This is a genomic window from Lysobacterales bacterium (assembly GCA_016721845.1).
Classification (GTDB): domain Bacteria; phylum Pseudomonadota; class Gammaproteobacteria; order Xanthomonadales; family Ahniellaceae; genus JADKHK01.
Window position 1 is genome coordinate 1,819,995 of record JADKHK010000013.1, and the last position, 23,220, is coordinate 1,843,214.

Below are 23,220 nucleotides of genomic sequence, written 5' to 3' on the forward strand. Positions count from 1 at the left end.
ACTCGGTCCTCGTGGTCGGTGATGACGGATTGTACTGGGGTTAAAGACAACGATCGGTTTCAGATGCCGGCGCAGGCTTGGCCGTCGCGCACGAACGGGAACTTGACCGCGCGCACCGGCATCGCCTTGCCGCGGATGTCGACCGCGAGCGTGCCCGCTGCGGCACCGGTCGGCACGCGCGCGAGCGCGATCGACTTGCCGAGCGTGGGCGAGAACGAACCGCTCAGGACCTCGCCGTCGCCTTGATCAGTGATCACGCGCTGGCCGTGCCGCAGCACACCCTTGTCGTCGAGCACGACGCCGATCATTTCGCGCGACACTCCGCCCTCCTTCTGCGCGACCAGGGCGGTGCGACCGATGAAGTCACGCTCCGCCGGTTCGAGTGCGATGGTCCAGGCCAACGCGGCTTCCCAGGGCGACACCGTCTCGTCCATGTCCTGACCGTACAGATTCATGCCGGCCTCGAGGCGCAACGTGTCGCGTGCACCCAGTCCCGCGGGCTTGACGCCGGCAGCGACGAGCTGGTTCCAGAACACCACCGCATTCGCTTCCGGCACCATGATTTCGTAGCCGTCCTCGCCGGTGTAACCGGTGCGGGCGACGAACATCCCATCGATCTCGGCGCCCACGAACTTGCCGAGCTTTCCGGCACGTGTCGCGCCATCCGGCGACAGCAGCCCGTGCACACGCGACCGGGCAGTCGGCCCCTGCACGGCGATCATCGCGAAGTCGCGGCGTTCGGCCAGCGTGATCCCGAAGCGACTGCCCTGACGCGCCATCCAGTCGAGATCCTTGTCGCGCGTCGAGGCATTGACGACCACCCGGAAGAACGACTCGTCGATGAAGTAGACGATCAAGTCGTCGATCACGCCGCCGCGCTCGTTGAGCATGCAGCTGTACAACGCCTTGCCCGACGTCTTGAGCTTGTCGATGTTGTTGGCCAGCAGGTAGCGCAGGAATTCACGGACGCGCGGACCGCGAACGTCGACGATGGTCATGTGCGATACGTCGAACATGCCGGCGTCGCGGCGAACGACATGGTGCTCGTCGATCTGCGAACCGTAGTTCAGCGGCATGTCCCAGCCGCCGAAATCGACCATGCGCGCGCCCAGGGCGCGATGCGTGGCATTGAGGATGGTCAGGTTCAACATGAGCACTCCGCGCCGACAATCGAGGGCGCGGAGCATAACGACTCAGGCTTCGGTTTTCTCGACCCGAAGGATCAGGCCATCGGTTCGACAGACGCGCACGCGGGTCCCGACGGCGAGATCCGGGCCTTCGACGGTCCACAACGCGTCGCCGATCTTGAGCTTGCCGCGACCAAGCGAGATCGGTGCATCCAGCACGAACTCGCGACCGATGATCTGGTCGGCCTTGCGGTTCAGCAGCGGCTGGTCGCTCGGCGCCTCATGGGTACGGAACCATTTCCAGTACACCGCGACCGAAGCGATCGAGCAGACCCCGAACACCGCGACCTGCCCGAGCAAGGGCAAGTCCGGCACGAAGTACACGACGACGCCGACGATGAAGGCGGCGATGCCGAACCAGAGGATGCTGGCCCCCGGAATGATCGTCTCGATCGCGAGCAGGGCGAGCGCGATCGCCCACCAGGTGTAGACGAGCTGTCCCATCTCAGGCTCCCGGCAACTTCGGCGCCTTCAAGGCACCCGCGCCCTTGTCGAGCGCGCTCTTCGACAACTCGGCAATCCCCGCGATCGAACCGAGCAGCCCTGTGGTTTCGAGCGGCATCAGCAACACCTTCTGGTTCGGCGAGGTCGCCAGCGCCTTCAGCGCCTCGACGTATTTCTGCGCGACGAAGTAGTTGATCGCCTGCACGTCGCCGCGTTCGATCGCCTGCGACACCATCATCGTCGCCTTGGCTTCGGCCTCAGCCAGACGCTCGCGCGCCTCGGCATCCTTGAATGCCGCCTCGCGACGACCCTCGGCTTCCAGTACGGCGGCCTGCTTCTCGCCCTCGGCGCGCAGGATTTCCGACTGGCGCGAACCTTCCGCTTCCAGGATCTGCGCACGCTTCTCGCGTTCGGCCTTCATCTGGCGTGCCATCGAATCGACCAGGTCGCGCGGTGGCTGGATGTCCTTCAGTTCGATGCGATTGACTTTCAGGCCCCAGGGATGAGTGGCTTCGTCGACCACGCGCAGCAGCTTGTTGTTGATCTCGTCGCGCTTCGACAGCGACTCGTCGAGATCCATCGAACCGATCGCGGTGCGGATGTTGGTCATGACCAGCGCGACGATGGCCTGTTCGAGATTCGACACCTCGTAGGCGGCTTTCGCAGCATCCAGCACCTGGAAGAAGACGACGCCGTCGACTTTCACCACCGCGTTGTCCTTGGTGATGACTTCCTGCGACGGGACGTCGAGCACCTGCTCCATCATGTTGATCTTGCGACCGACATTGAAGACATAGGGAAGGATGATGCCGATGCCGGGGGTCTGGGTGTGCGTGTATTTGCGGAAACGCTCGACCGTGTACTCGAAGCCTTGCGGCACCATGATGACCCCCTTCCACAGCGTAAAGATGATGAAGGCGAGCAAAAACAGCACGATCGGTTCCATGACGTTCTCCGAGTACGGGGTACGGAGTATAGGCAGGCGGCGCGACACGCGCAGCGTTTGGAAAGCGTTATGATCCGGCCGCTCGCCCCGAGCGACGAATCATTCAACGCTGAGAGGAGAACCCATCATGAAGAAGATCCTTCCCCTGGCCATCGGTGCCGCGCTGTTGACGGCTGCATCCAGCGCATTCGCGATCACCGATGAGGAAGGCAATGCCTCCCTCCAGTTCAATTTTTCCGCGCCGGGCGCGCGCTCGCTGGCGATGGGCGGTGCCTTCATCGGCCTCGCCGATGACGCGACCGCTGCCTTTTCGAACCCGGCCGGACTGGTGCAGCTGGCCGCCAAGGAAATCTCGTTCGAACAGCGCATCAACGACTACAGCACCGAGTACGTGCGCGGCGGCAACTACACGACCGATCCGTTCAGTACCGACAGCCTGCGTTACGACGTCGCCGAGAGCGATACGCGCAGCCCGTCCTTCCTGTCCTTCGTCTGGCCGCACGAGAATTGGGCGGTGGCGGTCTATCGCCACGAGTTCCTGAACTTCGATACGGCATTCGATTCGCTCGGCGCGACCGGCGACGACGGTGGCCGCGTCTTCCCGTTCGCGGCGGACATCGACGTCCGCATCACGAATTTCGGCTTGTCCGGCGCCTTCAAGGCCACCGATGCCCTGTCACTCGGCATCAGCCTGAACAACTACAACCTCGACCTCGATTCGAGCACCCGCCGCTTCACCAACGTCGGCGATACCCTGGTGCGCTTTTCGACGCAGCAGCAGGGCAACGACGGTGCGTTCGGCTTCAGCATCGGTGGCCAGTATCGAATCAACGACCAGTGGCAGACCGGCCTGGTCTACCGCCATGCACCCGAGTTCAAGTACACCGCCAGCATCGTTCCGGGAAGCATCGCCTTCACCCGGATCGACAAGGCCGCGTATTTCAATACGCCCGACCTGTTCGGTGCCGGCGTGGTCTATCGCCCGACCGATGCACTGACCGTGGCGCTCGACGTGTCGCACATCATGTATTCGGAATTGACCGACGACATGCAGTCGAATTTCATGCTCGATGACAGTGGTGCCGCCGCTCGTGCGGCGCTTGATCCGCTGCAGATCGACGACGGCGTCGAAATCCGTCTCGGCATGGAATACACCTTCACCGAACTGAAGGTGCCGTTCTCGCTGCGCGCCGGCATGTGGCGCGACCCGGAACACACCGTGCGTTTCGTCGGCGAACCGGCCAATGCCGGCGATGCGCTTGCGAACGCCGTGCTGTTCTCGACCGGTGACAACGAGTTGCACACGTCCTTGGGCTTCGGCTGGGCCTTCGAAAAGGTGCAGATCGACGCCGCGTTCGACGGCTCCGACCGCAACGAAACCATCGCACTGTCGGGCGTGGTCCGCTTCTGACCGGTCACGACTCCGGGTTCGATCGACAACGCCGCGCCCTGCGCGGCGTTGTCGTTTTCAGCGCACGCTGGTGAAGAAACTGCGGAAGCGTGGCGAATGGAACCCGGCGTCCGGTGCGAGCGTCGGCACGGCACGCCGTGCGTTGCGCACCTCCTGCTCGGCGCTGGCACGCAGCGTCGCCGAATTCGCCGGTTCGATTTCCGACTGGGCGAAGAAGGCGGCTGCCCGCAGCAGATGCAGATGGGCCAGCGACTTGCCTTGCAATCCGGCGGTCGGTGCCGCAATCACGGCGCGGTAGCGCCCGGCCAACCAGTTCTGCAATGCCCCCTGCAGTGCGGCCGCCACCACCGGCGTGGACTGGGCCGAAGGAGCAACCGGCGGGACCGGCGTGTTGCCGGGCTGCACCGACACCGGGGGCTTCGACGGCGTGGCCGGTGGCGGATTTTGCGTTACCACCGGTGGGGCGACGACGGGCTTCTCGATAACGGCCGGCTTGTCGACGGCCGGCTTGTTTGTCGCAAGCCGGGTGCCGCAATCGCCGCGCGCGGCATCAGCCACGCCCTTGAACTCGGGCACCTGCGCGATGATCGACGCGGCGGTCGCATCGCCGAACCAGCGCAAGGCACCTGCGCAATCGTTCTGGCGATAGGCCGCCAGTCCCAGGTAGTACTGCGGGACGTACGGCGCGAAGCGCTGGCCGTAAAGTTTGACGCGGACCTTGGGTGCGGGATTCGCGGCCAGCGATTCCTGCATTGCCGCTTCGACTTCGGACCACTTGCCGTCTGCGGCAGCCTCCTGACCGCGGGCGTAGGCGCGGTAGTCGGCCAACGCGATCGACGGCAGCCAGAGCGCTACCCAGATCGCGATGACCTGCAGTCGCTCAGAAGCCCGCACGACGCAGGTACTCCTTGGCATCGAGGGCCGCGAATGCCGCCGAACTGATCGTCTCGGCCCCGGCTTTGACCGTTGCTTGCGCAGTGCTGCGCGCACCGCTCGGATGCTTGAAACTGACGCGATAGACACCGGCCGGCAGGTGCAGGCGCAAGGGTGTGACGCGATCGACCGGCAATGCCAGCGTCGACTTGCGCTGCAGGTCGGTCACCGACTCGACTTCTCCCCAGGGCAGGGCCAGCAGCACGAGATCCCCTGCCGTTGCGGCTAGACGCACGCGTTCCTCCTGTTCGAGTCGCGCGCGTGCGGCAGTGACCGTCGCGGTCATCTCGGGATCCTCGCCGAAGCTGCGCCGGTAATCCGCAAACAGGGCATCGAGTCCGCCGAGGCCTGGCAGGTCGGTCGCACTGTCGGCCGACTCGCGCAAGGCATCGAGCAGACGCTGACGTGCCGTACCGGCATCGACATCCTTGGGATTGCGCTTCAGCAGCGTGGCGACGTCGACCACGCCGGCCTTGAATGACTTGGCATCCAGCGGGCGCTGCGCTGCCGCTGCGAGTACCCGGTCCAGCACGACCGTCCGTTGCGCCGCCGCCGCAGCGGCCAACTGCTGACGCTGCAATTGCTCGACCAACGCCGGAGCGCTGCGATCGGCCGGATAGCGCTGGCGCACCTGGTTGGCCAGCGCCAACGCGTCCTCGATGCGCTCGGCCTGAGCCAGCGCGCGCGCCGCATCGAGCGCGCCGCTCGCCAAGCCGTCGCGCAGGCGTCGCGCCTCGGCATGCGCCGCGTCGAGCTTCAGCAACTCTTCCAGCAACTCGGCCGCGTTCTGGCCCGCCGGCGCGAAGTAGCGACGTTCGGACAGCGCCTGCTGTGCCTGTCCGAGCAGTCCGGCGACACGGCGCTGATCGGCGCTGAGCTTGCCCTCGACCTCACGTTTGAACGCCACCGCATCGACCGCATCCGGCCGCACGCGCAAAGCCAGTTCCACCGTCGTCAGCGCCGCCGAAGCATCGCCGCGTCCGAGCAGTGCGCGTGCATCCGCGAGCAGGGCGTCGCCGAGCGTGGCACCACGCGCATCGGCGGCCGCGGCGTCGAGCTGGCGCAATGCATTCAGCGATTCCAGGGCATTGTCGCCGACGGGTTCGGCATAACGTCGCGCGCGCAACTGGGCATCGAACTGCGCCTGCAGCGTCGCTACGCGGGCCGCGCGGTCGGCGACATCACGCGCACCGGCAATCTCGTCGCGCAACTTGCGCCACTCCGGATCGTTGCCCAGCGCCGCCGCCAAGGCATCCAGTCGCGACTGCGCCGCGCCGACATCGCCGGCCTGCAGTGCCGCACGACTCGGCGCCAGCAAGCGCGCCAACAGCTTCTGCTGTGCGGCACCGAGGGCAGGATCCGCCGGCGCGAGCTGCGCCGCCTGACGCAACAAGGCGTAGGCGCTGTCGGCGCCAAGATCACGACCGGCTGCACTCGCGGCATCGGCCTTGACCAGAAGTTCCCTGACCTTGGCCGCCTGCTCGCTGCGCGTGCGCGCCTCGGCAATGCCGGCGCGCAGTGTCGCGATGCCGGCATCTTCGGGCGCCAGCGAACTCGCGAATCCCAGCGCCGCTTCGGCATCGATGAATTCGCCGCGCTCCTTGCGCGTCTGCGCCTCAGCCTTCAACGCGGCGACCAGCGACAAGGTGCGCTGCGTCGTGCCCGAGTAGTTCGGTGCACGCTGTTGCACGGCCTGGAGCAGGTCGAGCGCGTTGTCGCCGATCGGCGGTGGCGTCAGCTTGTGGTCGCCGATGTAGCGGTCGATCACGACCAGGCGCGCATCCACTTCGCCGCGAATGCGCGGGTCGATGTCCTCGCGCGGTCGCAAGGCCCACCACGCGGCAGCGGCCACCCCGAGCGCCACCAGCGCTCCGACGCCGATCCACAGACCGCGACCGCTGCGCGCTGGCACCCGTGTCGCGGGGCGCAGGGCGGGATTCGAGATCTGCGTCGCCGCGGCCGGATCGACCTTCGGCCTGGCCACCTGGGTCGCGGCCACCGGTTGTTGCGGTTGCGGCAGCTGGCGCTTCGAAGGCACCCCCTGCTGCACCGGATCCAGCGCAGTCGAGGAACTGACCGAAAAGCCCAAGGCCCGCAACTGCTCGGACGAACTCTGGTTCGGATCGGCCTGCAACCGCTCCCACAGACGGTCGTTGTTGACGACGATCGCCTTCAAGGCCTTGGTGAATTCCTTGAGGTTGCCGTAGCGTTCGTCACGCCCCTTGGCCAGCATGCGGTCGAGGATCGGCTGGAACTCGCCGAACTGCGGTGGCAGCGGCGGCGGCGGACTGGTCAAGTGCGCCATCAGCACCGCGATCGGCGTCTCTCCCTGGAACGGCGGACGTCCGGTCAACAGCTCGTAAAACATCACGCCGAGGCTGTAGAGGTCGGATCGACCATCGACTTCCAGCGCATTGATCTGCTCGGGGCTCATGTACGTCGGCGTGCCGACGAGCATCCCGGTCTGGGTCAGACGCGTCTGCGACGCATCCTGCTGACGCGCGATGCCGAAGTCGGTCAGCACCGGCGTCAATTCATCGCGGAACATGATGTTCGCGGGTTTCAGGTCGCGATGGACGATGCCGTGGTCGTGCGCGAACTGCAGCGCGCCGGCGATTTGCACGACGATGGCGACCGCTTCGGCCAGCGACAGGCCGCTGCGCATCTTCTCGTGCAGCGTGCCACCTTCCAGATACTCCATCGAGATATAGGTCGCGGCATCGCTCTTGACGATGTCGTAGACCGCGACGATGTTCCGGTGCGGCAGCTTCGCGAGGGTCCGCCCCTCGACCAGGAACCGGCGCTCGAACTTCTCGGCGTCGTCGATGTTACGGCGCATCACCTTGATCGCGACCTTGCGATCCAGCGAACTCTGGATCGCCAGATGGACCGTCGCCATGCCGCCCACCCCGAGTTCTCGGATCAGCTCGTAACCGGGGATGTTGAAGGCGGGCGCTGAGCTCATCGGGGTGACAGGACGGGATGCGCCGGATCATAACATCGCGTCCCGGCGCGCCAAGCCGGTGCTTGCCGAGTGAATGCTCGAGCCGATTCCGGATTACACTCGGGGCGAGACTCTGCGGGATCCGTCATGCGGCGTCCACCCATTGCCCCAATCACCGGAGGTTCGACATGCACAAGAAATCACTGTTCGCCCTGGCCCTGCTCGCCGCCCTGCCGTTCGCCGCTTCGGCGCAGGATGAGGAAAGCGAATCCTCGGGACCGTTCACCTTCTCCGCGTCCGCCACGCTGACCAGCGACTACGTATTCCGCGGCATCTCGCAGTCGCAGGAAGACTGGGCGCTGCAGGGCGAACTCGCGTTCGAACACGAATCCGGCTTCTACGGCGGCATCTGGGGCTCCAGCGTCGACTTCATTCCGGACGACGCCTCCTACCTCGACGAAGACGGCGCCAACCTCGAACTCGACCTCTACGTGGGTTACTCCTGGGACCTCGCCGACAAGTGGGTCGGTGACGTGCAAGTCGTGCGTTACGTCTACCCGGGGACGAACGAAGGCGTCGACTACGACTACGCCGAGCTGATCGGCTCGGTGTCCTACGACGAGATGATCACGGCCACCATCGGCTACTCGAACGACGTCTACAACCTCGATGACGACGGCATCTATTTCGGCCTCTCCGGCAGCTACGGCCTGCCGTGGTGGGACCTCAGCCTCGACGGCGAAGTCGGCCACTACTCGATCGGCAGCGGCGAAGCCCTGTACGACGAGCACGGCGATTTCATCGGCGCCGACGACTTGAACTACATGCATTACTCGATCGGCCTGTCCAAGGAGTTCGGTCAGGTCAGCACCAGCCTGACCTGGTCGGACACCGACGACAACGCCACCGACTACTACGGCGAAATCGCCGATCCGCGCCTGTTCTTCTCGGTCACCCTCGCGACCGACCTGTAAGCAGCTGCAAGCAAGGCCGAAAACGCCGCGGACATCCGCGGCGTTTTCTTTGGGCGACAGTCCGTTGCGCGCTTGCGACCAAATCGGACCGAGGCGCATCCTAGGTTCCGTGAGCAGCCACTTCGCCATCGATGTTCCCGGGAGCCTGATCGAGCGCGGTGCGCACGGCGATGTTCGCGCCTTCGAACAGATCTACCGATTGTTCGAGCGCCCGGTCTACACCCTGGCGCTGCGCATGCTCGGTGATGCCGACGAGGCCCAGGACATCCTGCACGACGCCATGTTGCAGCTGTTCCGCAAGCTTGGCCAGTTTCGTGGCGACGCGCCGTTCTGGGGCTGGCTGCGCCAGATCGCGGTGAACGAGGCGCTGATGCGCCTGCGCCGCCGGGGCGTCGTCGAGACCGTCGACGAAATGCCCGAACCCGAGGACTGCCACTCGCCATCGCCGGAACACCAGCGCGATCTCGAACGCGCCTTGAGCGGACTGCCGCAGGTCACCCGCAGCGTCGTCTGGCTGTACCACGTCGAAGGTTATTCGCACGAGGAGATCGCCGAGAGCTTCGGCAAGTCGGTCAGCTTCTCGAAATCGCAACTGGCGCGCGGCACGCAGAAATTGCGCGCGCTCTACGAGGCGCCGCAGGCGCGGGTGGCTTATGCCTGATGACCGTTTCCCGATCCATGCCGATCATGACGACCACGCGTTGCGCTCGGCCTTGCAGGCCTTGCCGCTGGTCGCGCCGAAGCGCTCCGTTTTCGCGGAACTCGAACGCGAGCTCGCGACGGCGTCGCCTCCGATGTCTGCAGCGATGCCGAGGCGACGTCGCGGCGCCTGGATCGCACTCGCGGCGACCCTGGTCGCGGCCGTCGTCGGCGTGCGCCTGTTGCATTCGCCGGTCGCTGCGCCGACGCCCGTGACCAGCGCGTCGCCGTCGGCCAACACCCTGGCGCTGATCGCACAATCGCAGCAACTCGATGGCCTGCTGGCGACCCTGGATGCGCGCAGCGTGCCGATCGATGCCAGCGCGGCAATGGCCAGCGCCGAACTTGAAGACCTGATCGGCCTCACCGACCTGCAACTCAATGCCGTCACCCGCGACGACGAGGCGCAGGCGCTGTGGTCGCGCCGCGTCGACCTCATGAGCCGACTCGCCGCAACTCGCGCCGGCAGCCGCTACGACACCCTTTCCGACAACGGTGGCGCGTACCTGCAGGACGCGAACTACCGGGTCGATTGACCGCTACCCGCAAGGAGATTCCGATGACACTGAAACCGACCCTGATGGCCGCCGCGCTGATGCTTGCGCTCGGCAATGTTTTCGCCGCCGAACCCAGCGCGGCCGAACAGGCCGCCGCACGCAAGGAGCTCGACGCCGCGCGCAGCGAGCTGCGCGAACTCACCCGCCGCATCGCCGACCTGTCGATGCAACTCGGCGACCATGGCCCGCGCGCGTTCGCCTTCGAGTTTGCCGGCGAACCACGTCGCGCCCTGATCGGCGTGGTGCTCGCGGCCGACGACAAGGGCGCGAAGATCGCCGCGGTGACGCCGGGCGGCCCGGCTGCGAAAGCAGGCCTCAAGGCCGGTGATCTGATCGTCGCGGTGAATGGCAAGGCCATGGGTCAGAGCAAGGCCGCGGTCGACGGCGTGCGCGACACCATCGGCGCGCTCGAGGCCGGCACCCAGGTGACGGTGCGTTACCTGCGCGATGGCAAGTCCGCGGACGCGAAGATGATTGCGGAACGTCGCGACGCCGGCGACTGGGTCGGCATGCTCGACCTGCCAAACCGCGCGCCGATCGCCAAGATCGAGGGCTTGCCGGAACGCATCGAGCGCGATGTCCAGGTCATCATCAATGGCGAGGGCGGTCCCGGCCTGCGTGCGCTGCACGAACTCGAGCGCGGCCCGATGGGCGAACATCTGCGCATCATCGCCGGTGGCGGTCTCGACTTGAACCTGACGAGGATCAATGCCGGGCTCGGCCAATATTTCGGTGCGACCAGCGGCGTGCTGGTGCTGGAGAACGAGGGCGGCAAACTGCCGCAGATCAAGGCCGGCGACGTGATCCAGGTGATCGACGGCCAGCCGGTCGACAGCGTGCCCGGCGCGATGCGCCTGCTCACGTCGAAGGCGCCGGGACAAGTCTTGAACGTCGAAGTGCTGCGCGACCGCAAGAAGCTGGTGCTCGCCGTGGAAGCACCGGAACGCGACGAACTGTTCTTCCGGACACCGCCTCCGACACCGCCCGCCCCACCGACCCCGCCGGCTGCGCCCGCACCACCGGCACCGCCGACTCCGCCGGCGGAAGCCGCTCGGGACACGGTCCGGTCCATCGAGTGGGCCAGGCCGGCACCGAAGGCAGAACTGCGCATCACACGCCGCGATGCACTCGTCGATGCGTGACGCGTTCGACCTTGCCTAGATCAGCGGAAAACACGATTCGATGCGCGCCATCAGGTCCGTGTCGAGTCGTTCGGCCAGCGCCAGCGCGGCAAAGTTCTCGTCGAGCTGGCCCCGTTTCGTTGCACCGAGCATCACCGTCGACACCTGCGGCTTGTTCAGGCACCAGGCCAGCGCGAGTGTCGATTGCGAACTGCCGATCTCCCGCGCGAGCGCCGCAAAGCGCGCCAGTCCGGCACTCAGTTCATCTCGTCGCGACAACAGGCGCGCGCGCAACCACTCGTAGCCGGGCGTATTCAAGCGCGAATCCGCGGGCACACCGTCCGCGTACTTGCCGCTGAGCAGACCGGAGGCGAGCGGCGACCAGACCGTGGTGCCGAGCCCGTGTTCTCGGGCCAGCGGCACCAGTTCGCTCTCGAAGCGGGCGCGATGCAGCAGGTTGTATTGCGGCTGTTCCATCTGCGGCGCAAACAGTCCATGCGCTTGCGCGAACGCGATCGCTTCGCGGATCTGTTCGGCCGACCATTCGCTGGTGCCCCAGTACAGCACCTTGCCCTGCCGAATCAGCAGGTCCATGGTCGTCACCACTTCCGCGACCGGCACCTCGGGATCGTGGCGATGGCAGAAATACAGATCGAGATAGTCGACGCGCAACCGCGCCAAGGCCTGGTCGCAGGCATCGCGAATGTGCTTGTGCGACAGCCCGCGTTGCGTCGGCTTCGGGTCATCGACGGCGCCGAAAAACACCTTGCTCGACACGCAGAACGCATCGCGCGGCACACGCAGGTCGACCAGCACGTCGCCCATGATGCGCTCGGCTTCGCCATTTGCGTAGGTCTCGGCGTTGTCGAAGAAATTGACGCCGGTATCGAGGCACTGCGCGATCAACTCGCGCGCCTCGCCCCGTCCGAGCTGGTTGCCGAAGGTGACCCAGGCGCCGTAAGACAATGCTGACAACTGCAGGCCGGATTGGCCGAGGCGCCGGTATTGCATGATCGTGTCCCCGCGTGGAAAGCGCACATTCAAACACAGCCGGCGGATGACTCGCATGAAGGACCGGGCATTACCGATGCGGCGTTGCAGGTTGCGGCTGCTGGCAGCGACCCGCTAGCCTGCGGCAGTCTTTGTGTCTGGGGAGTGGATCGTGATTTTCAGCATTCTGTTCGGCCTGTTCGGATTGGCCTGCCTGATCGGCATCGCCTGGCTGTTCTCGAACAACAAGGGTCGCGTGAGCTGGACGCTGGTCGCCACCGGCGTCGGGCTGCAGATCGCGTTCGCGAGCCTGGTCCTGCTCGTGCCCGGCGGCAAGGACGTGTTCCAGTGGCTGAGCAATGTCTTCGTCCAGGTTCTCGGTTTCGTTGCGGCCGGCTCGAACTTCGTGTTCGGCGGGCTGATGGACATTCCGAAGTACGGCTTCATCTTCGCCTTCCAGGTGCTGCCGACGATCATCTTCTTCGCGGCGCTGATGAGCGTGCTCTACCACCTCGGCGTGATGCAGGCCGTGGTGCGCGCGATGGCCTGGGCGATTACCAAGGTCATGAAGGTGTCGGGCGCCGAGACCACCTCGGTCTGCGCCAGCGTCTTCATCGGCCAGACCGAGGCGCCGCTGACGGTGCGTCCGTACATCGGCCGGATGACCGAATCGGAACTGATCACGATGATGATCGGCGGCATGGCCCACATCGCCGGCGGCGTGCTCGCCGCCTACGTGCTGATGCTCGGCGGCCCTGATGTCGCGGCGCAGGGTTTCTACGCCAAGCACCTGCTCGCGGCCTCGATCATGGCCGCACCCGCAACCCTCGTCATCGCCAAGATTCTGGTGCCAGAAGTCGGCGAACCGCTGACCCGCGGTACCGTGCGCATGGAAGTCGAACACACCACGTCGAACATCATCGACGCCGCCGCCTCGGGCGCAGCCGACGGCCTCAAGCTGGCGCTGAACATCGGTGCGATGCTGCTCGCGTTCATCGCGCTGATCGCGATGATCAATGCGCCGCTCACCTGGTTCGGCGAATGGAGCGGGCTCGCCGCACAACTCGGCAAGCCGACCGACCTCGCCAACCTGTTCGGCTACATCCTGTCGCCGATTGCCTGGCTGATTGGCGTGCCCTGGCAGGACGCGAACACGGTCGGCTCGCTGATCGGGCAGAAGGTCGTGATCAATGAATTCGTCGCTTACCTGCAACTCGCCGACATCGTCAACGGCAAGACGCCCGGCGTCACTCTGACCGAACACGGCTCGCTGGTCGCGACCTACGCCTTGTGCGGCTTCGCCAACTTCTCGTCGATCGCGATCCAGATCGGCGGTATCGGCGGCCTCGCACCGGAGCGTCGCAGCGACCTCGCCCGTCTCGGCCTGCGTGCCGTGCTCGGCGGCTCGATCGCGACCTTCATGACCGCGACCATCGCCGGCGTGCTCTCGCAGTTCGCCTGAGGACACCGACATGAATGGCGTGATCGTGGTCGGCTCGTACAACCAGGATCACGTCTGGGTCAGCGACGAATTGCCCGCGCCCGGCGCGACGCGCAGCGGTCGTTATCTCGGCGGCCCCGGCGGCAAGGGCTTCAATCAGGCCGTGTCCAGCGCTCGCAGCGGGGCATCGACGACCTTTCTGGTCGCGCTCGGCGACGATGTCGCCGCACAACACGCGCGTGCACTCGCGACCGGGCTCGGCATCGACCTCGTCGACGAAATCCACGGCGACATCGCCACCGGCACTGCCGGCATCTTCGTCGATGCGCGTGGCCGCAATGTCATCGTCATCGCACCAGGCGCGAATGCCGCGCTGTCGACCGCATTCATCGACGGCGAAGCGGCGCGTATCCGCAAGGCCGCCGTCACGCTGGCGCAGCTCGAAGTCGACCGCGATGCGATCTTCCGGGCCTTGTCGATCGCACGGGACGCCGGCCGGCGCACGATCCTCAATCCGGCACCGGCCGATGCGCCGGTCGACGAGTCCCTGCTCGAACTTGCCGACCTGGCGACGCCGAACGAGACCGAATTTGCCTCGCTGTGCCTGCACATCCTCGGCGAGCAGATCCGCGCCGAAGACGTGGCATCGACGCCGAGCAGCGAATTGCATGCCTTGTGCCGCCGCCTGCACAAGGGCGGCGTGGTGATCACGCTGGGCTCGGCCGGCTGCTTCGTCTCGCATGCCGATGCGGGATCGTTCAACGACATCGCGGCGAGCTATCGCATTGGCGCGATCAAGGCGAGCGCGATCGACACCACCGGCGCCGGCGACGCCTTCAACGGCGCACTCGCCGCCGAACTGGCACGCGATCCGACCCTGCCACTCGCGGCCGCGATCCGCTACGCCAGCGCGTATGCCGGCGTGTCGACCGAACGCCGCGGCGCTGCGCTCGCCATGCCGACTCGCGACGAGGTCGCCGCGCGCATCGCATCGTGAGTGTTGCGCGTGAGCCACAGCGCTTTCGTCGCAATCTGGAACTTTTCGGCCTTCGCAGGCGTATTGTCCTCCGCACTCGCGACGTGATCGTTCGCGACCGCGAGTTGCATGCAATCGATCGGGCGCAGACCCGGCGACATCGACCATGACAACGGAGTGATCACATGAATGCAGCGATGAAGCATCGCCTGGGCCTGCTGTTCGGCCTGCTGGCGACGGGCATGGAAGTGGAAGCGGCGGAATGGACCCAGACCATCGACATCTCCTCGACCTCGGGCGATCGAACCGCGGATGCGCTGATCTTGACCGGCGCCCACGGGTTTTCGGTGGGCACCCACTTCGCGATCGACCGCGACGGGCGACGGGTCGGGCCATACGACATTCCGGAACAGTTCGGGGTGCAGGAGCGCTCGCTGTACAGCTCGCGGCGCGGGCTGCTGTGGCGCAACGACGACTACAACGCCGCAACCATGCGTGCCGACGGCGCCGGCAATCTGTGGGTCAGCAAGTACTCCGACTTCTTTTCCGGCGTGGGCTCGGTCGACCGCCTCGCCCAGGACGGGGCAACGCGCTTGCAGGTCGAGATCGCGCTTGATCGCGATCCCCCGGCGAGTGCGCCATTGGTCGACCGCGATGGTGCGCTGATCGCCGGATGCCTCAGCTTCGATGGCGCCTCCGGCGGCAGCGTCAGGCGCATCGATGCCCGCGGTCGGACACTGGTGCGATGGGACACGGGCAGTTGCGCCACGGTCGTCGTGGATGACCTCGCGGGCGGCGCATGGGTCGCCGTCAAAATCCCGACGAACATCAGTCACCGACTCACTCACTTGCTGGCCGACGGCACCCAGTGGCCACAGGCGTTATCCATCGGCGGCGAATTTCCGGTACTGGCGACCCGCGAAGGCGGTGTGGTCGCCACCCATTTCGTCAATTCCCAGTACGCGGGACTCCAGTATCTCGACGCGAATCGCAGCGTGCGCTTCCGTCTCGACGGCGTCGCCCTATCGGCCCTGCACGCCCATGATCATGGATTCTGGCTTGAAGCCGCCGATCGCCGGAGCCTGACCCATATCGACTTCCATGGCGCACGCACCATCGTCCCGTTGCCTCACGACATGGTTGCGCTGGATGTGCTGGACAACGGACTCGCACTGGTCACGTCCTCGCAGGGACTTTCGCTGTATTCACCGAACGGCCAACAGGTGGCCGACGAGCAGGCATTGCGCCTCGATCCGGCGAACACGCCGGTGCGTGCCTTCGACGGTCTGCTGACGCGAGGTACGAGCGTGCTGCTGGCGGATGAAGACGCGTCCGCCTGGATCCAGCTGCAGTCGCCCGTCCTTTATCCGAAGATCGATGAGGTTCGTGCAGGCGCGCATCGGATCTGCGTGGCGAGTTCCTTGCCGACGACCCCGATCCCGATCGGAAGCATCGACTGTTTCGATCGACGCAGCGGCGTCTTGCTGAGCAGCCTTGCCTCCCATCACGGCCGCATTCTCGAGGTCGACGGCGATCTGCTCATCCACGACGCCAATTCTGGGGCAGTCCTTGCCTACGATGCTGCAGGCACGCAGCGCTTCTCCCTTCCCCCGACAGACTTCGCGGCCGCCGACAGCCGATTCGGCATTGTCACCCGCGCCGATTCAGGCATCGTGCTCTACGACCTCGCCGGACAGCCACGATCCCGCGTCGGGATCCCCACGGGGATCATCCTCCAGAAGGTGCGCTGGTCGGACGATGGCAGTCTGCTGGTCAGCGGATTCAGCAACAGCGAGGGCCTGCTCGTCCGGCTCTCCGCCGATGGCGAAATGGTCGGGACACATCGGTTCGCGAATGGCCAACGCATCGGCGATGCCATCGACACCGGAACCTCGGTACTGGTCGCGACACGATCCGAGGAAGGGCGCGGACCGCCGCAGATGCAGGCACTGTCGCGCGATTTGAGCACGGTCCTGCACTCGGAACCCGCCCCAGGCATCGACCTCCGCTTCTGGAAGTCGACCCTCGGCGGCGCCTGGCTGACCGGCACCGCGGCGGGCAGTGTGTCCCTGCTGCACCTCGATGCCGACGGCACCGTCTTGCAGAGGCAGGCGCTCGCGCTCGAACGTGGAACGGTGCTGCATGTGGCCGGCGATGGACGGCTGCAAGCGACGGATTCCGATACCTTGGCGGATCGCTACCAACTGCGCCGCTACCAGCCGGCAACGCCGACGTTCTCCGGCCCGATCCGCCAGTCGGCGCTGGCCGGCGCCTGGTTCAATCCGGCATCGACCGGCCAGGGTCTGCTGCTGCAGCTGCTGAACGGCAACGTGCTGTTCGGCGCGTGGCACACCTATGCGCCCGAGGGCGGCAATGCGCTGTCGAAGCAGCAGTGGCTCACCGTCAGCACCGAGTTGTCGAACGAGCACGGCCGGGTCACGCTGCCGATCTATCGCAATGCCAACGGCCGCTTCGATCTCGCGGGCGTGACGCCGGCGACCGCTGTGGGCAGCGCCGAACTCGTATTCACCGATTGCGACCACATGGAATTCTGGTACCGCATCGGCGACGAGACGGGTGTCCTCCCGCTGCAACGGCTGACGCCGCGGACCCGGGCCTGCGACGACGGCACGAGTTCGCAACCCGCCGGCGATGCACCCAAGGGACTCGCGATCGACGGTGCCTGGTTCGATCCTGCGCGCAGCGGCCAGGGGCTGACTTTCAATACCACCGGGGCGCGTTTCGGCCGCTATCTGGCCGGCTGGTTCACCTATGACACCGACCACGGCGTCGACGACGATGCTGCGCAGCACTGGTTCACGCTGCAGGGTGACACGCCGATGCATTTCGGTGCAGCGGTGACCGCGCAAATCCATCGCACCACCGGCGGCTCGCGCACCGGCGAACCCACACGCAACTCGCACCAGGTCGGCGTCGCCACGCTGACCGTGCACGACTGTGCGCACGCGACCCTGAGTTACGTCTTCGACGACAGCATCCTTGCCGGAACCTTCGCGAACCTGCAACGCAGCATCGCGCTCACGCGACTCGGCGCCTGCCCCAACTGATCACGGCACGGCCCGCGACCATGGGTGCGGGCCGTGCCCTCAGGGCTTGATGTGCGCTTTCAGCAATCGCGTCCAGCTGCGGTCGAGTTGCGCGTATTCGCCTTCACAGCGCTCGGCGCGTTCGGCCGGCAGATGGCCTTCGTCGACCAGCACCGCATACCCGTCCGGATCGCTGCCGTAGACCCAGCAAATCATGTTGTAGAAGCGCTGCTGGTCGAGTGAATGTTCATCAGCGAACGAGCCCTGGTCGACCGCCTGTTCGGCCTCGTCGCCGGCGTAGAAGCTGATCGCGGCATCGAGCACGGCCTTGTCGCCTTCCTCGCCATCCAGCAGCACCCAGGCCGAGAGCTGATCCACCGCATCCTCTTCGCGACCCGTGATCGGCACGTCCAACACGTCGACGAGGGCATGGCCGATCTCGTGGAAGAACACGAACAGGAACGCGCCCGCGACGGCATCGTCGAGTTCGTCCTCGGTGTCGTAGGCCCCGGCCATGGTCTCGTAGTAGGACTCGATCAACTCGTAGCAAACCGAGACCTGACGCGTCTCCGAATCGTAATAGGCATTGGGCTCGCCGCATTCGGCGAAGCGCAGGCCGAGCGTCACTTTCAAGGCGACCAGTGAATTCAGTTCCTTGGCGATGTCAGCGAGCAGGCCGGACTGATCGAGTTCCTTGGCCAGCGCTCGGTATTCGGCACTTTTCACCTCGCTGCGCTGGACCACGAAACCCGCACCGAATCCGACTCCCGACAGCAACAGCAACAGCATCCCAAGCAACGCTCGCAACATGGACGAATCCCCCTGAATGCATGCGAGGCTAATCGCGCCGTGCCCGAACTACAATGCGCGCATGCAGCTCGGTCGACACACCATCACCCCAATTCTGGTCCTCGCGCCCATGGCCGGCGTGACCGACAAGCCATTCCGGCAACTCTGCAAACAATTGGGCGCGGGGCTCGCGGTCTCCGAAATGACCATCGCCGACCCCAAACTATGGCACACGCGCAAATCTCGACTGCGCATGGACCACGACGGTGAACCGGCGCCAATCGCGGTGCAGATCGCCGGCTACGACCCGCAGATGCTGGCCGACGCCGCGCGCTACAACGTCGACCACGGTGCCGAAATCATCGACATCAACATGGGCTGCCCGGCCAAGAAGGTCTGCAACGTCTGGTCGGGCTCGGCCCTGCTGCAGGACGAGGCGCTGGTCGCACGTATCTGCGCGGCCGTCGCGCGCGCGGTGGACGTGCCGGTGACATTGAAGATCCGCACTGGCTGGGACCGCGCGAACCGCAACGGCGTGGCGATCGCGAGAATCGCCGAGGCCGCGGGCATCGCGGCCCTCGCCGTACACGGTCGCACGCGCGAAGACCTGTATCAGGGCGAAGCCGAATACGACACCATCCGCGCGATCAAGCAATCCGTTTCGATTCCGGTCTCGGCCAATGGCGACATCGATTCGCCGGAAAAGGCGAAACGCGTGCTCGAACTCACCGGCTGCGACGCCCTGCTGATCGGGCGTGCAGCGCAAGGGCGGCCGTGGATCTTCCGCGAGATCGCACATTACCTGAGCACCGGCGACTACCTGCCAGAGCCCTCGCCGCAGGTCGTGCGCGACATCCTGCTTGGCCATCTCGACACCCTGCACGCGTTCTACGGCGAGCCGCAAGGCGTTCGCATCGCCCGCAAGCATCTGGGTTGGTACGCGAAGGATCGCGCAGAGAACGAGGCCTTCCGCCAGATCGTCCAGCGTGCCGAAACCGCGGCGGAACAGCGCCGGCTGACGATCGACTACTTCGACCGGTTGCCTGAATCGGACGCCCGCCGCGCCGCCTGATCGTTCCCGCTGGCCGCAGATTCGTCGGCCAGCGCATTGCGCGGCTCGAATGCCTGCAGGACCGACTGGCTGATCCGCGCCACCGACACGGCGTCGACGCGCGGGCGCGGCAACTGCTCGACGGGGTGCACCGTGGTCCAGCGCCCGGCCAGATCGCGCGCGATCACGAATGAGAAGAAGTAGTCGGGCGCCATGCCCATGCGCAGATCGGTCAACACGGCACTGGTCGCCCGTTGCTCGATCGCGACAAAGCCGTGCGTGAACCAGTCCATGCGCTGCACGCTCGGCAGGCGCGCGAAGCGCCTCGCGAATTCCGGATCTTGCGGATGAAACCGCAAGGTAATCGGCCGGTCCGGATACAACGCACTCGCGAAGCCCTCGAAATAGCCATCGTGCTGCATCAGTACGACACGCCAGCCCAGCGAGTTGAACGGCGTCGGTACCGACAGCAATGGTGCCGACTCCAGCCCGAGCCGCACCAGCATCGGCTGCAGCGCCGCTTCGATCCGATGCTTGGCGATCCAGCCCCAACCGAGATAGGCGCTCGACAACAGCAGCCCGATTCCCAACGCGCGCCCCGAACCGGCGGACCCTCGCCAGCGCCACGCGCACCCACAGGCGACCAGCAGCGGGATCGTGTACAGCGGATCGATGATGAACACCGTCGACCACATCACCGGCGGAGTCGTCAGCGGCCAGAACAACTGCGTGCCGTAGACCGTGTGCGCGTCGAGCAACGGATGCGTGATCAATGCGAGCTGGAAACCGACCAGCCAGCGCCCGCGATCCGCGCCCGACCACGACCAGCGCCGCCGCGCCCACCACCACAGCAACAGACCGAGCACGGGCAGCACGAACAGCGAATGCGTCAGCGTGCGATGCCAGGTCATGAACATCACCGGATCGCTGACCGCAAGCAGCGGCAACACGTCGAGATCCGGCAAGGTCCCGAGCACCGCGCCGAACACCAGCGCCCGGCGCCGCTCTCGTGCCGGCGCCACGCCGGCCACACACGCCGCACCGAGGACGATTTGCGACAGCGAATCCATGCGCCTTACTCGCCCTCTACGCCGGCAAGATCGAGTACGTGCTGAGGCACCGCGGGTTCGCCTTCGTAGAAGACCTTCGGTTTCTGCTCGGCCATCGCCCAGCGGTGCAGCCACGAAATACCGGCGCGACCGCGGTAGCCATCCGCATGCCGATAGGCGGGATCGGCGAGCGCTGATTCAAGCGTCACGAAGTCGTAGCCGCGCTTGCGCAGGCGGTCGAGCAGGGCCGGCAAGGCATCAGCATTCAGCGCATTGGCATGGAACAGCAGGATCTGGACGATCTCGCGCCCGAACAACCGCTTGCTGGCCTGCTCGAAGAACTGGCACTTGGCCTCGATGTAGTCGATGTATTCGGGAATCAGCGCGCGCGCCTCATCGTGTCGGCCGGCATTGAGCAACAGCACGTAGGCGCGGGCATAGATCCATTCGCCGTTGTCGACCGTGACGGGTGCGATGCGATAGCCATGCCGCGCGAGAAATCCGTCGAGCCGCGCGCGCACCGCGTCGTCCTGCCCCGCCTGCAGATAGGGATGACGAAACCAGCGAGGCTCGCGTCCGAATTCGGCGAGCAGCGGTCGCAGGACGCGCTCGCCTTCGAGAATCGAGCGTTCGTAGTCGTCGATCGGCGTCGCATGCAAGCCGTTGTGATTCAACGTGTGATTGCCGAGCTCGATGCCGGCGACCAGCCAGTCGCGCAACCACTGCACGCGCGCCGAGACCACAACGCCATCGACTTCGAGCTTCTGCTCGTTGACGAAACCGATCGCGTTCGTGCCTTTCAAGGCCGCGATGATACGGGCGTTGCGGGCCGCGAGATCGGCGTCCGTGCTCAGCGCCATCTCCTGCGACGGCAGATCGTCGATGGTCAGGGCCATCTGGCGGGGCGGCACCGCTGCACTCGCCAGACCCGCGATCAGGAACAGGACCAGCAGCAGGCATCCACGCATCACGCACTCCGTCGAATCGGCGCCGAAGCATGCCACGCGGCTCCATGAACGGCGATTCAGGCTGGTCGCCGATATCGGTTTACAGCACGCGCGGCAGTGGTCAGACTCCACCTCGAATTCTTCCGGTGGTCGAATTCCCAGTGCTCGTATCACTCCTTCGGTAAGCCGATCGACGTTCGAGAGCCATCCATCACCGGACCCATGGCGCGCAAGCGCCCTGTCTCGTAGCGCGGTTTTGGGAACGCTCCGGGTTTTCTTCTGGAGCCAATCCATGTCCTTTTCTTCGCTCGGGCTGACGCCCGCGGTTTTGCGTGCGCTCGCCACCCTGGGCCACGACACCCCCACCCCGGTCCAGCTGCAGGCCATTCCGCTGGTGCTCGACGGCCACGACCTGCTCGCCGCCGCGCAGACCGGCACCGGCAAGACCGGTGGCTTCGCGCTGCCGGTGCTGAGCCATCTGTTTCCGGAAGGCGCACCGCGCCATGCCGGCCGCGCCCCGCGGGTGCTGGTGCTGACGCCGACGCGCGAACTCGCTGCCCAGGTGCACGACAGCTTCAAGCAATACGGCGCGCACGTGCCGCTGCGTTCGACCACGATCTTCGGTGGTGTCGGCATGCAGCCGCAGGTCGATGCCCTGCGTCGCGGCCTGGACGTCGTGATCGCCACACCCGGTCGCCTGATCGACCACATGGGCCAGCGCACCGTCGACCTGCGCGAGATCGACGTGCTGATCCTCGACGAGGCCGACCGCATGCTCGACATGGGCTTCCTGCCGGCGCTCAAGCGCGTGCTGCAGGCGTTGCCGCAGAAGCGCCAGACGCTGATGTTCTCGGCCACGTTCTCGGACGAGATCAAGCAGCTCGCCAGCCAGTTCCTGCGCGATCCGCGCGAAGTGTCGGTGACGCCGCGCAACACCATTGCCGAAACCATCCAGCACATCGTGCATCCGGTCGACGCCAGTCGCAAACGCAACCTGCTGATCGACGTGATGGCCCAGGACTCGCGTCGCCAGACGCTGGTGTTCGCGCGCACCAAGCACGGCGCCAACAAGCTGGCCGAATCGCTCGATGCGGCCGGCTTCAAGTCCGCCGCAATCCATGGCAACAAGAGCCAGAGTGCGCGCACCAAAGCATTGGCCGACTTCAAGTCGGGGCGCATCACGGTTCTGGTCGCGACCGACATCGCCGCACGCGGACTCGACATTCCGCAGCTGCCGGTGGTGATCAATTTCGATCTGCCGATGGTCGCCGAGGACTACGTGCACCGCATCGGCCGCACCGGCCGCGCCGGTGAAACCGGCCAGGCGATCTCGCTGGTGTCGCATGACGAATCCGGCCTGCTCCACGACATCCAGCGCAAGATCAAGCAGGACATCGTGATCCAGAATTTCGAAGGCTACGTCCCCTCGGGTCCGCTGCGCATCGATGCCGGCGCACCGCGTCCGATCATGGGTGGTCGCGGCGGCCAGCGCGGTGGCGGTGGCGGTGGCGGTGGTGGCGGTCAGCGCAGCAGCGCGAGTAAGCCGGGCGCGCATCGTCCGCACCACGCCAAACCCGCTGGCACCGGTGCCAATCCCGGCCAGCGCCGCAATCAAGGCGGCGGTCGCGGCAATGCCGGCGGCGGCAGCCGTTCGGGTTGGTCATCGCGCGCCTGATCGCGGCCGATCGCTTGCATGGGCGCTGATATGCTGCAC

General features: G+C 65.9%; 19 protein-coding genes. 10 read left to right on the forward strand and 9 right to left on the reverse strand.

Annotated elements, in window-relative coordinates; translation table 11 throughout:
* Positions 1–59 precede the first annotated feature (59 nt).
* The 3 genes from gcvT to IPP28_15760 are packed head-to-tail and all read right to left on the reverse strand — an operon-like array spanning position 60 to position 2,577.
* The gene (gene gcvT / locus IPP28_15750) at positions 60–1,151 is read right to left on the reverse strand and encodes a glycine cleavage system aminomethyltransferase GcvT (GenBank protein ID MBL0042449.1); all 1,092 of its coding nucleotides are present in this window, start codon (positions 1,149–1,151) and stop codon (positions 60–62) included.
* Between the two features lie 42 nt (positions 1,152–1,193).
* Entirely contained in the window at positions 1,194–1,631 is a 438-nt protein-coding gene (locus IPP28_15755; protein MBL0042450.1) for an NfeD family protein, read from the reverse strand.
* Between the two features lies 1 nt (position 1,632).
* On the reverse strand, positions 1,633–2,577 hold the full coding sequence (locus IPP28_15760) for an SPFH/Band 7/PHB domain protein (GenBank protein MBL0042451.1): 945 nt from the start codon (positions 2,575–2,577) through the stop codon (positions 1,633–1,635).
* A 127-nt stretch (positions 2,578–2,704) separates the two neighbouring features.
* Here IPP28_15760 and IPP28_15765 point away from each other — a divergent pair, with 127 nt between their 5' ends.
* Complete coding sequence (locus IPP28_15765) at positions 2,705–3,988, forward strand: outer membrane protein transport protein (protein ID MBL0042452.1); 1,284 nt, start codon at positions 2,705–2,707, stop codon at positions 3,986–3,988.
* Between the two features lie 57 nt (positions 3,989–4,045).
* Here the strand turns inward: IPP28_15765 and IPP28_15770 are convergent, their stop codons facing one another.
* Positions 4,046–4,882, reverse strand: coding sequence for a hypothetical protein (locus IPP28_15770; GenBank protein ID MBL0042453.1), 837 nt, complete (start codon positions 4,880–4,882; stop codon positions 4,046–4,048).
* Positions 4,869–7,886 carry a protein kinase gene (locus IPP28_15775; protein ID MBL0042454.1) on the reverse strand — a complete coding sequence of 1,006 codons (3,018 nt, stop codon included), beginning with the start codon at positions 7,884–7,886 and terminating at the stop codon, positions 4,869–4,871. Before IPP28_15775 ends, IPP28_15770 begins: the two co-directional genes overlap by 14 nt.
* 167 nt (positions 7,887–8,053) lie before the next feature.
* Here IPP28_15775 and IPP28_15780 point away from each other — a divergent pair, with 167 nt between their 5' ends.
* The 4 genes from IPP28_15780 to IPP28_15795 all read left to right on the forward strand — a co-directional run bounded on the left by IPP28_15780 (position 8,054) and on the right by IPP28_15795 (position 11,237).
* Positions 8,054–8,839, forward strand: coding sequence for a hypothetical protein (locus tag IPP28_15780; protein MBL0042455.1), 786 nt, complete (start codon positions 8,054–8,056; stop codon positions 8,837–8,839).
* A 97-nt stretch (positions 8,840–8,936) separates the two neighbouring features.
* Positions 8,937–9,500, forward strand: a complete 564-nt coding sequence (locus IPP28_15785) for a sigma-70 family RNA polymerase sigma factor (GenBank protein ID MBL0042456.1) — start codon at positions 8,937–8,939, stop codon at positions 9,498–9,500.
* Complete coding sequence (locus IPP28_15790; protein MBL0042457.1) at positions 9,493–10,074, forward strand: hypothetical protein; 582 nt, start codon at positions 9,493–9,495, stop codon at positions 10,072–10,074. The genes IPP28_15785 and IPP28_15790 overlap by 8 nt, the downstream gene beginning before the upstream one ends.
* A 23-nt stretch (positions 10,075–10,097) precedes the next feature.
* Positions 10,098–11,237, forward strand: coding sequence for a PDZ domain-containing protein (locus tag IPP28_15795; GenBank protein MBL0042458.1), 1,140 nt, complete (start codon positions 10,098–10,100; stop codon positions 11,235–11,237).
* Positions 11,238–11,252: 15 nt separating this feature from the next.
* Here the strand turns inward: IPP28_15795 and IPP28_15800 are convergent, their stop codons facing one another.
* A complete protein-coding gene (locus IPP28_15800) occupies positions 11,253–12,227 on the reverse strand; it encodes an aldo/keto reductase (GenBank protein MBL0042459.1) in 975 nt (324 codons plus the stop codon).
* A 148-nt stretch (positions 12,228–12,375) separates the two neighbouring features.
* Here IPP28_15800 and IPP28_15805 point away from each other — a divergent pair, with 148 nt between their 5' ends.
* The 3 genes from IPP28_15805 to IPP28_15815 all read left to right on the forward strand — a co-directional run bounded on the left by IPP28_15805 (position 12,376) and on the right by IPP28_15815 (position 17,691).
* A complete protein-coding gene (locus tag IPP28_15805; GenBank protein ID MBL0042460.1) occupies positions 12,376–13,668 on the forward strand; it encodes a NupC/NupG family nucleoside CNT transporter in 1,293 nt (430 codons plus the stop codon).
* Between the two features lie 10 nt (positions 13,669–13,678).
* Positions 13,679–14,644, forward strand: coding sequence for a ribokinase (locus IPP28_15810; GenBank protein ID MBL0042461.1), 966 nt, complete (start codon positions 13,679–13,681; stop codon positions 14,642–14,644).
* A gap of 164 nt (positions 14,645–14,808) precedes the next feature.
* Positions 14,809–17,691: a hypothetical protein gene (locus IPP28_15815; protein MBL0042462.1), complete on the forward strand. Its 2,883-nt coding sequence runs from the start codon at positions 14,809–14,811 to the stop codon at positions 17,689–17,691.
* A 39-nt stretch (positions 17,692–17,730) separates the two neighbouring features.
* Here the strand turns inward: IPP28_15815 and IPP28_15820 are convergent, their stop codons facing one another.
* Positions 17,731–18,480, reverse strand: coding sequence for a DUF4344 domain-containing metallopeptidase (locus IPP28_15820; protein MBL0042463.1), 750 nt, complete (start codon positions 18,478–18,480; stop codon positions 17,731–17,733).
* A 61-nt stretch (positions 18,481–18,541) separates the two neighbouring features.
* Between IPP28_15820 and dusB the strand changes: the two genes are divergently transcribed.
* Positions 18,542–19,531, forward strand: coding sequence for a tRNA dihydrouridine synthase DusB (gene dusB, locus IPP28_15825; protein ID MBL0042464.1), 990 nt, complete (start codon positions 18,542–18,544; stop codon positions 19,529–19,531).
* Here dusB and IPP28_15830 read toward each other — a convergent pair.
* Positions 19,486–20,580 carry a metal-dependent hydrolase gene (locus tag IPP28_15830; protein MBL0042465.1) on the reverse strand — a complete coding sequence of 365 codons (1,095 nt, stop codon included), beginning with the start codon at positions 20,578–20,580 and terminating at the stop codon, positions 19,486–19,488. The two genes, dusB and IPP28_15830, sit on opposite strands and share 46 nt — an antisense overlap.
* A 5-nt stretch (positions 20,581–20,585) precedes the next feature.
* A complete protein-coding gene (locus tag IPP28_15835; protein ID MBL0042466.1) occupies positions 20,586–21,527 on the reverse strand; it encodes a polysaccharide deacetylase family protein in 942 nt (313 codons plus the stop codon).
* Positions 21,528–21,798: 271 nt separating this feature from the next.
* Between IPP28_15835 and IPP28_15840 the strand changes: the two genes are divergently transcribed.
* Entirely contained in the window at positions 21,799–23,181 is a 1,383-nt protein-coding gene (locus IPP28_15840) for a DEAD/DEAH box helicase (GenBank protein ID MBL0042467.1), read from the forward strand.
* Positions 23,182–23,220 lie beyond the last annotated feature (39 nt).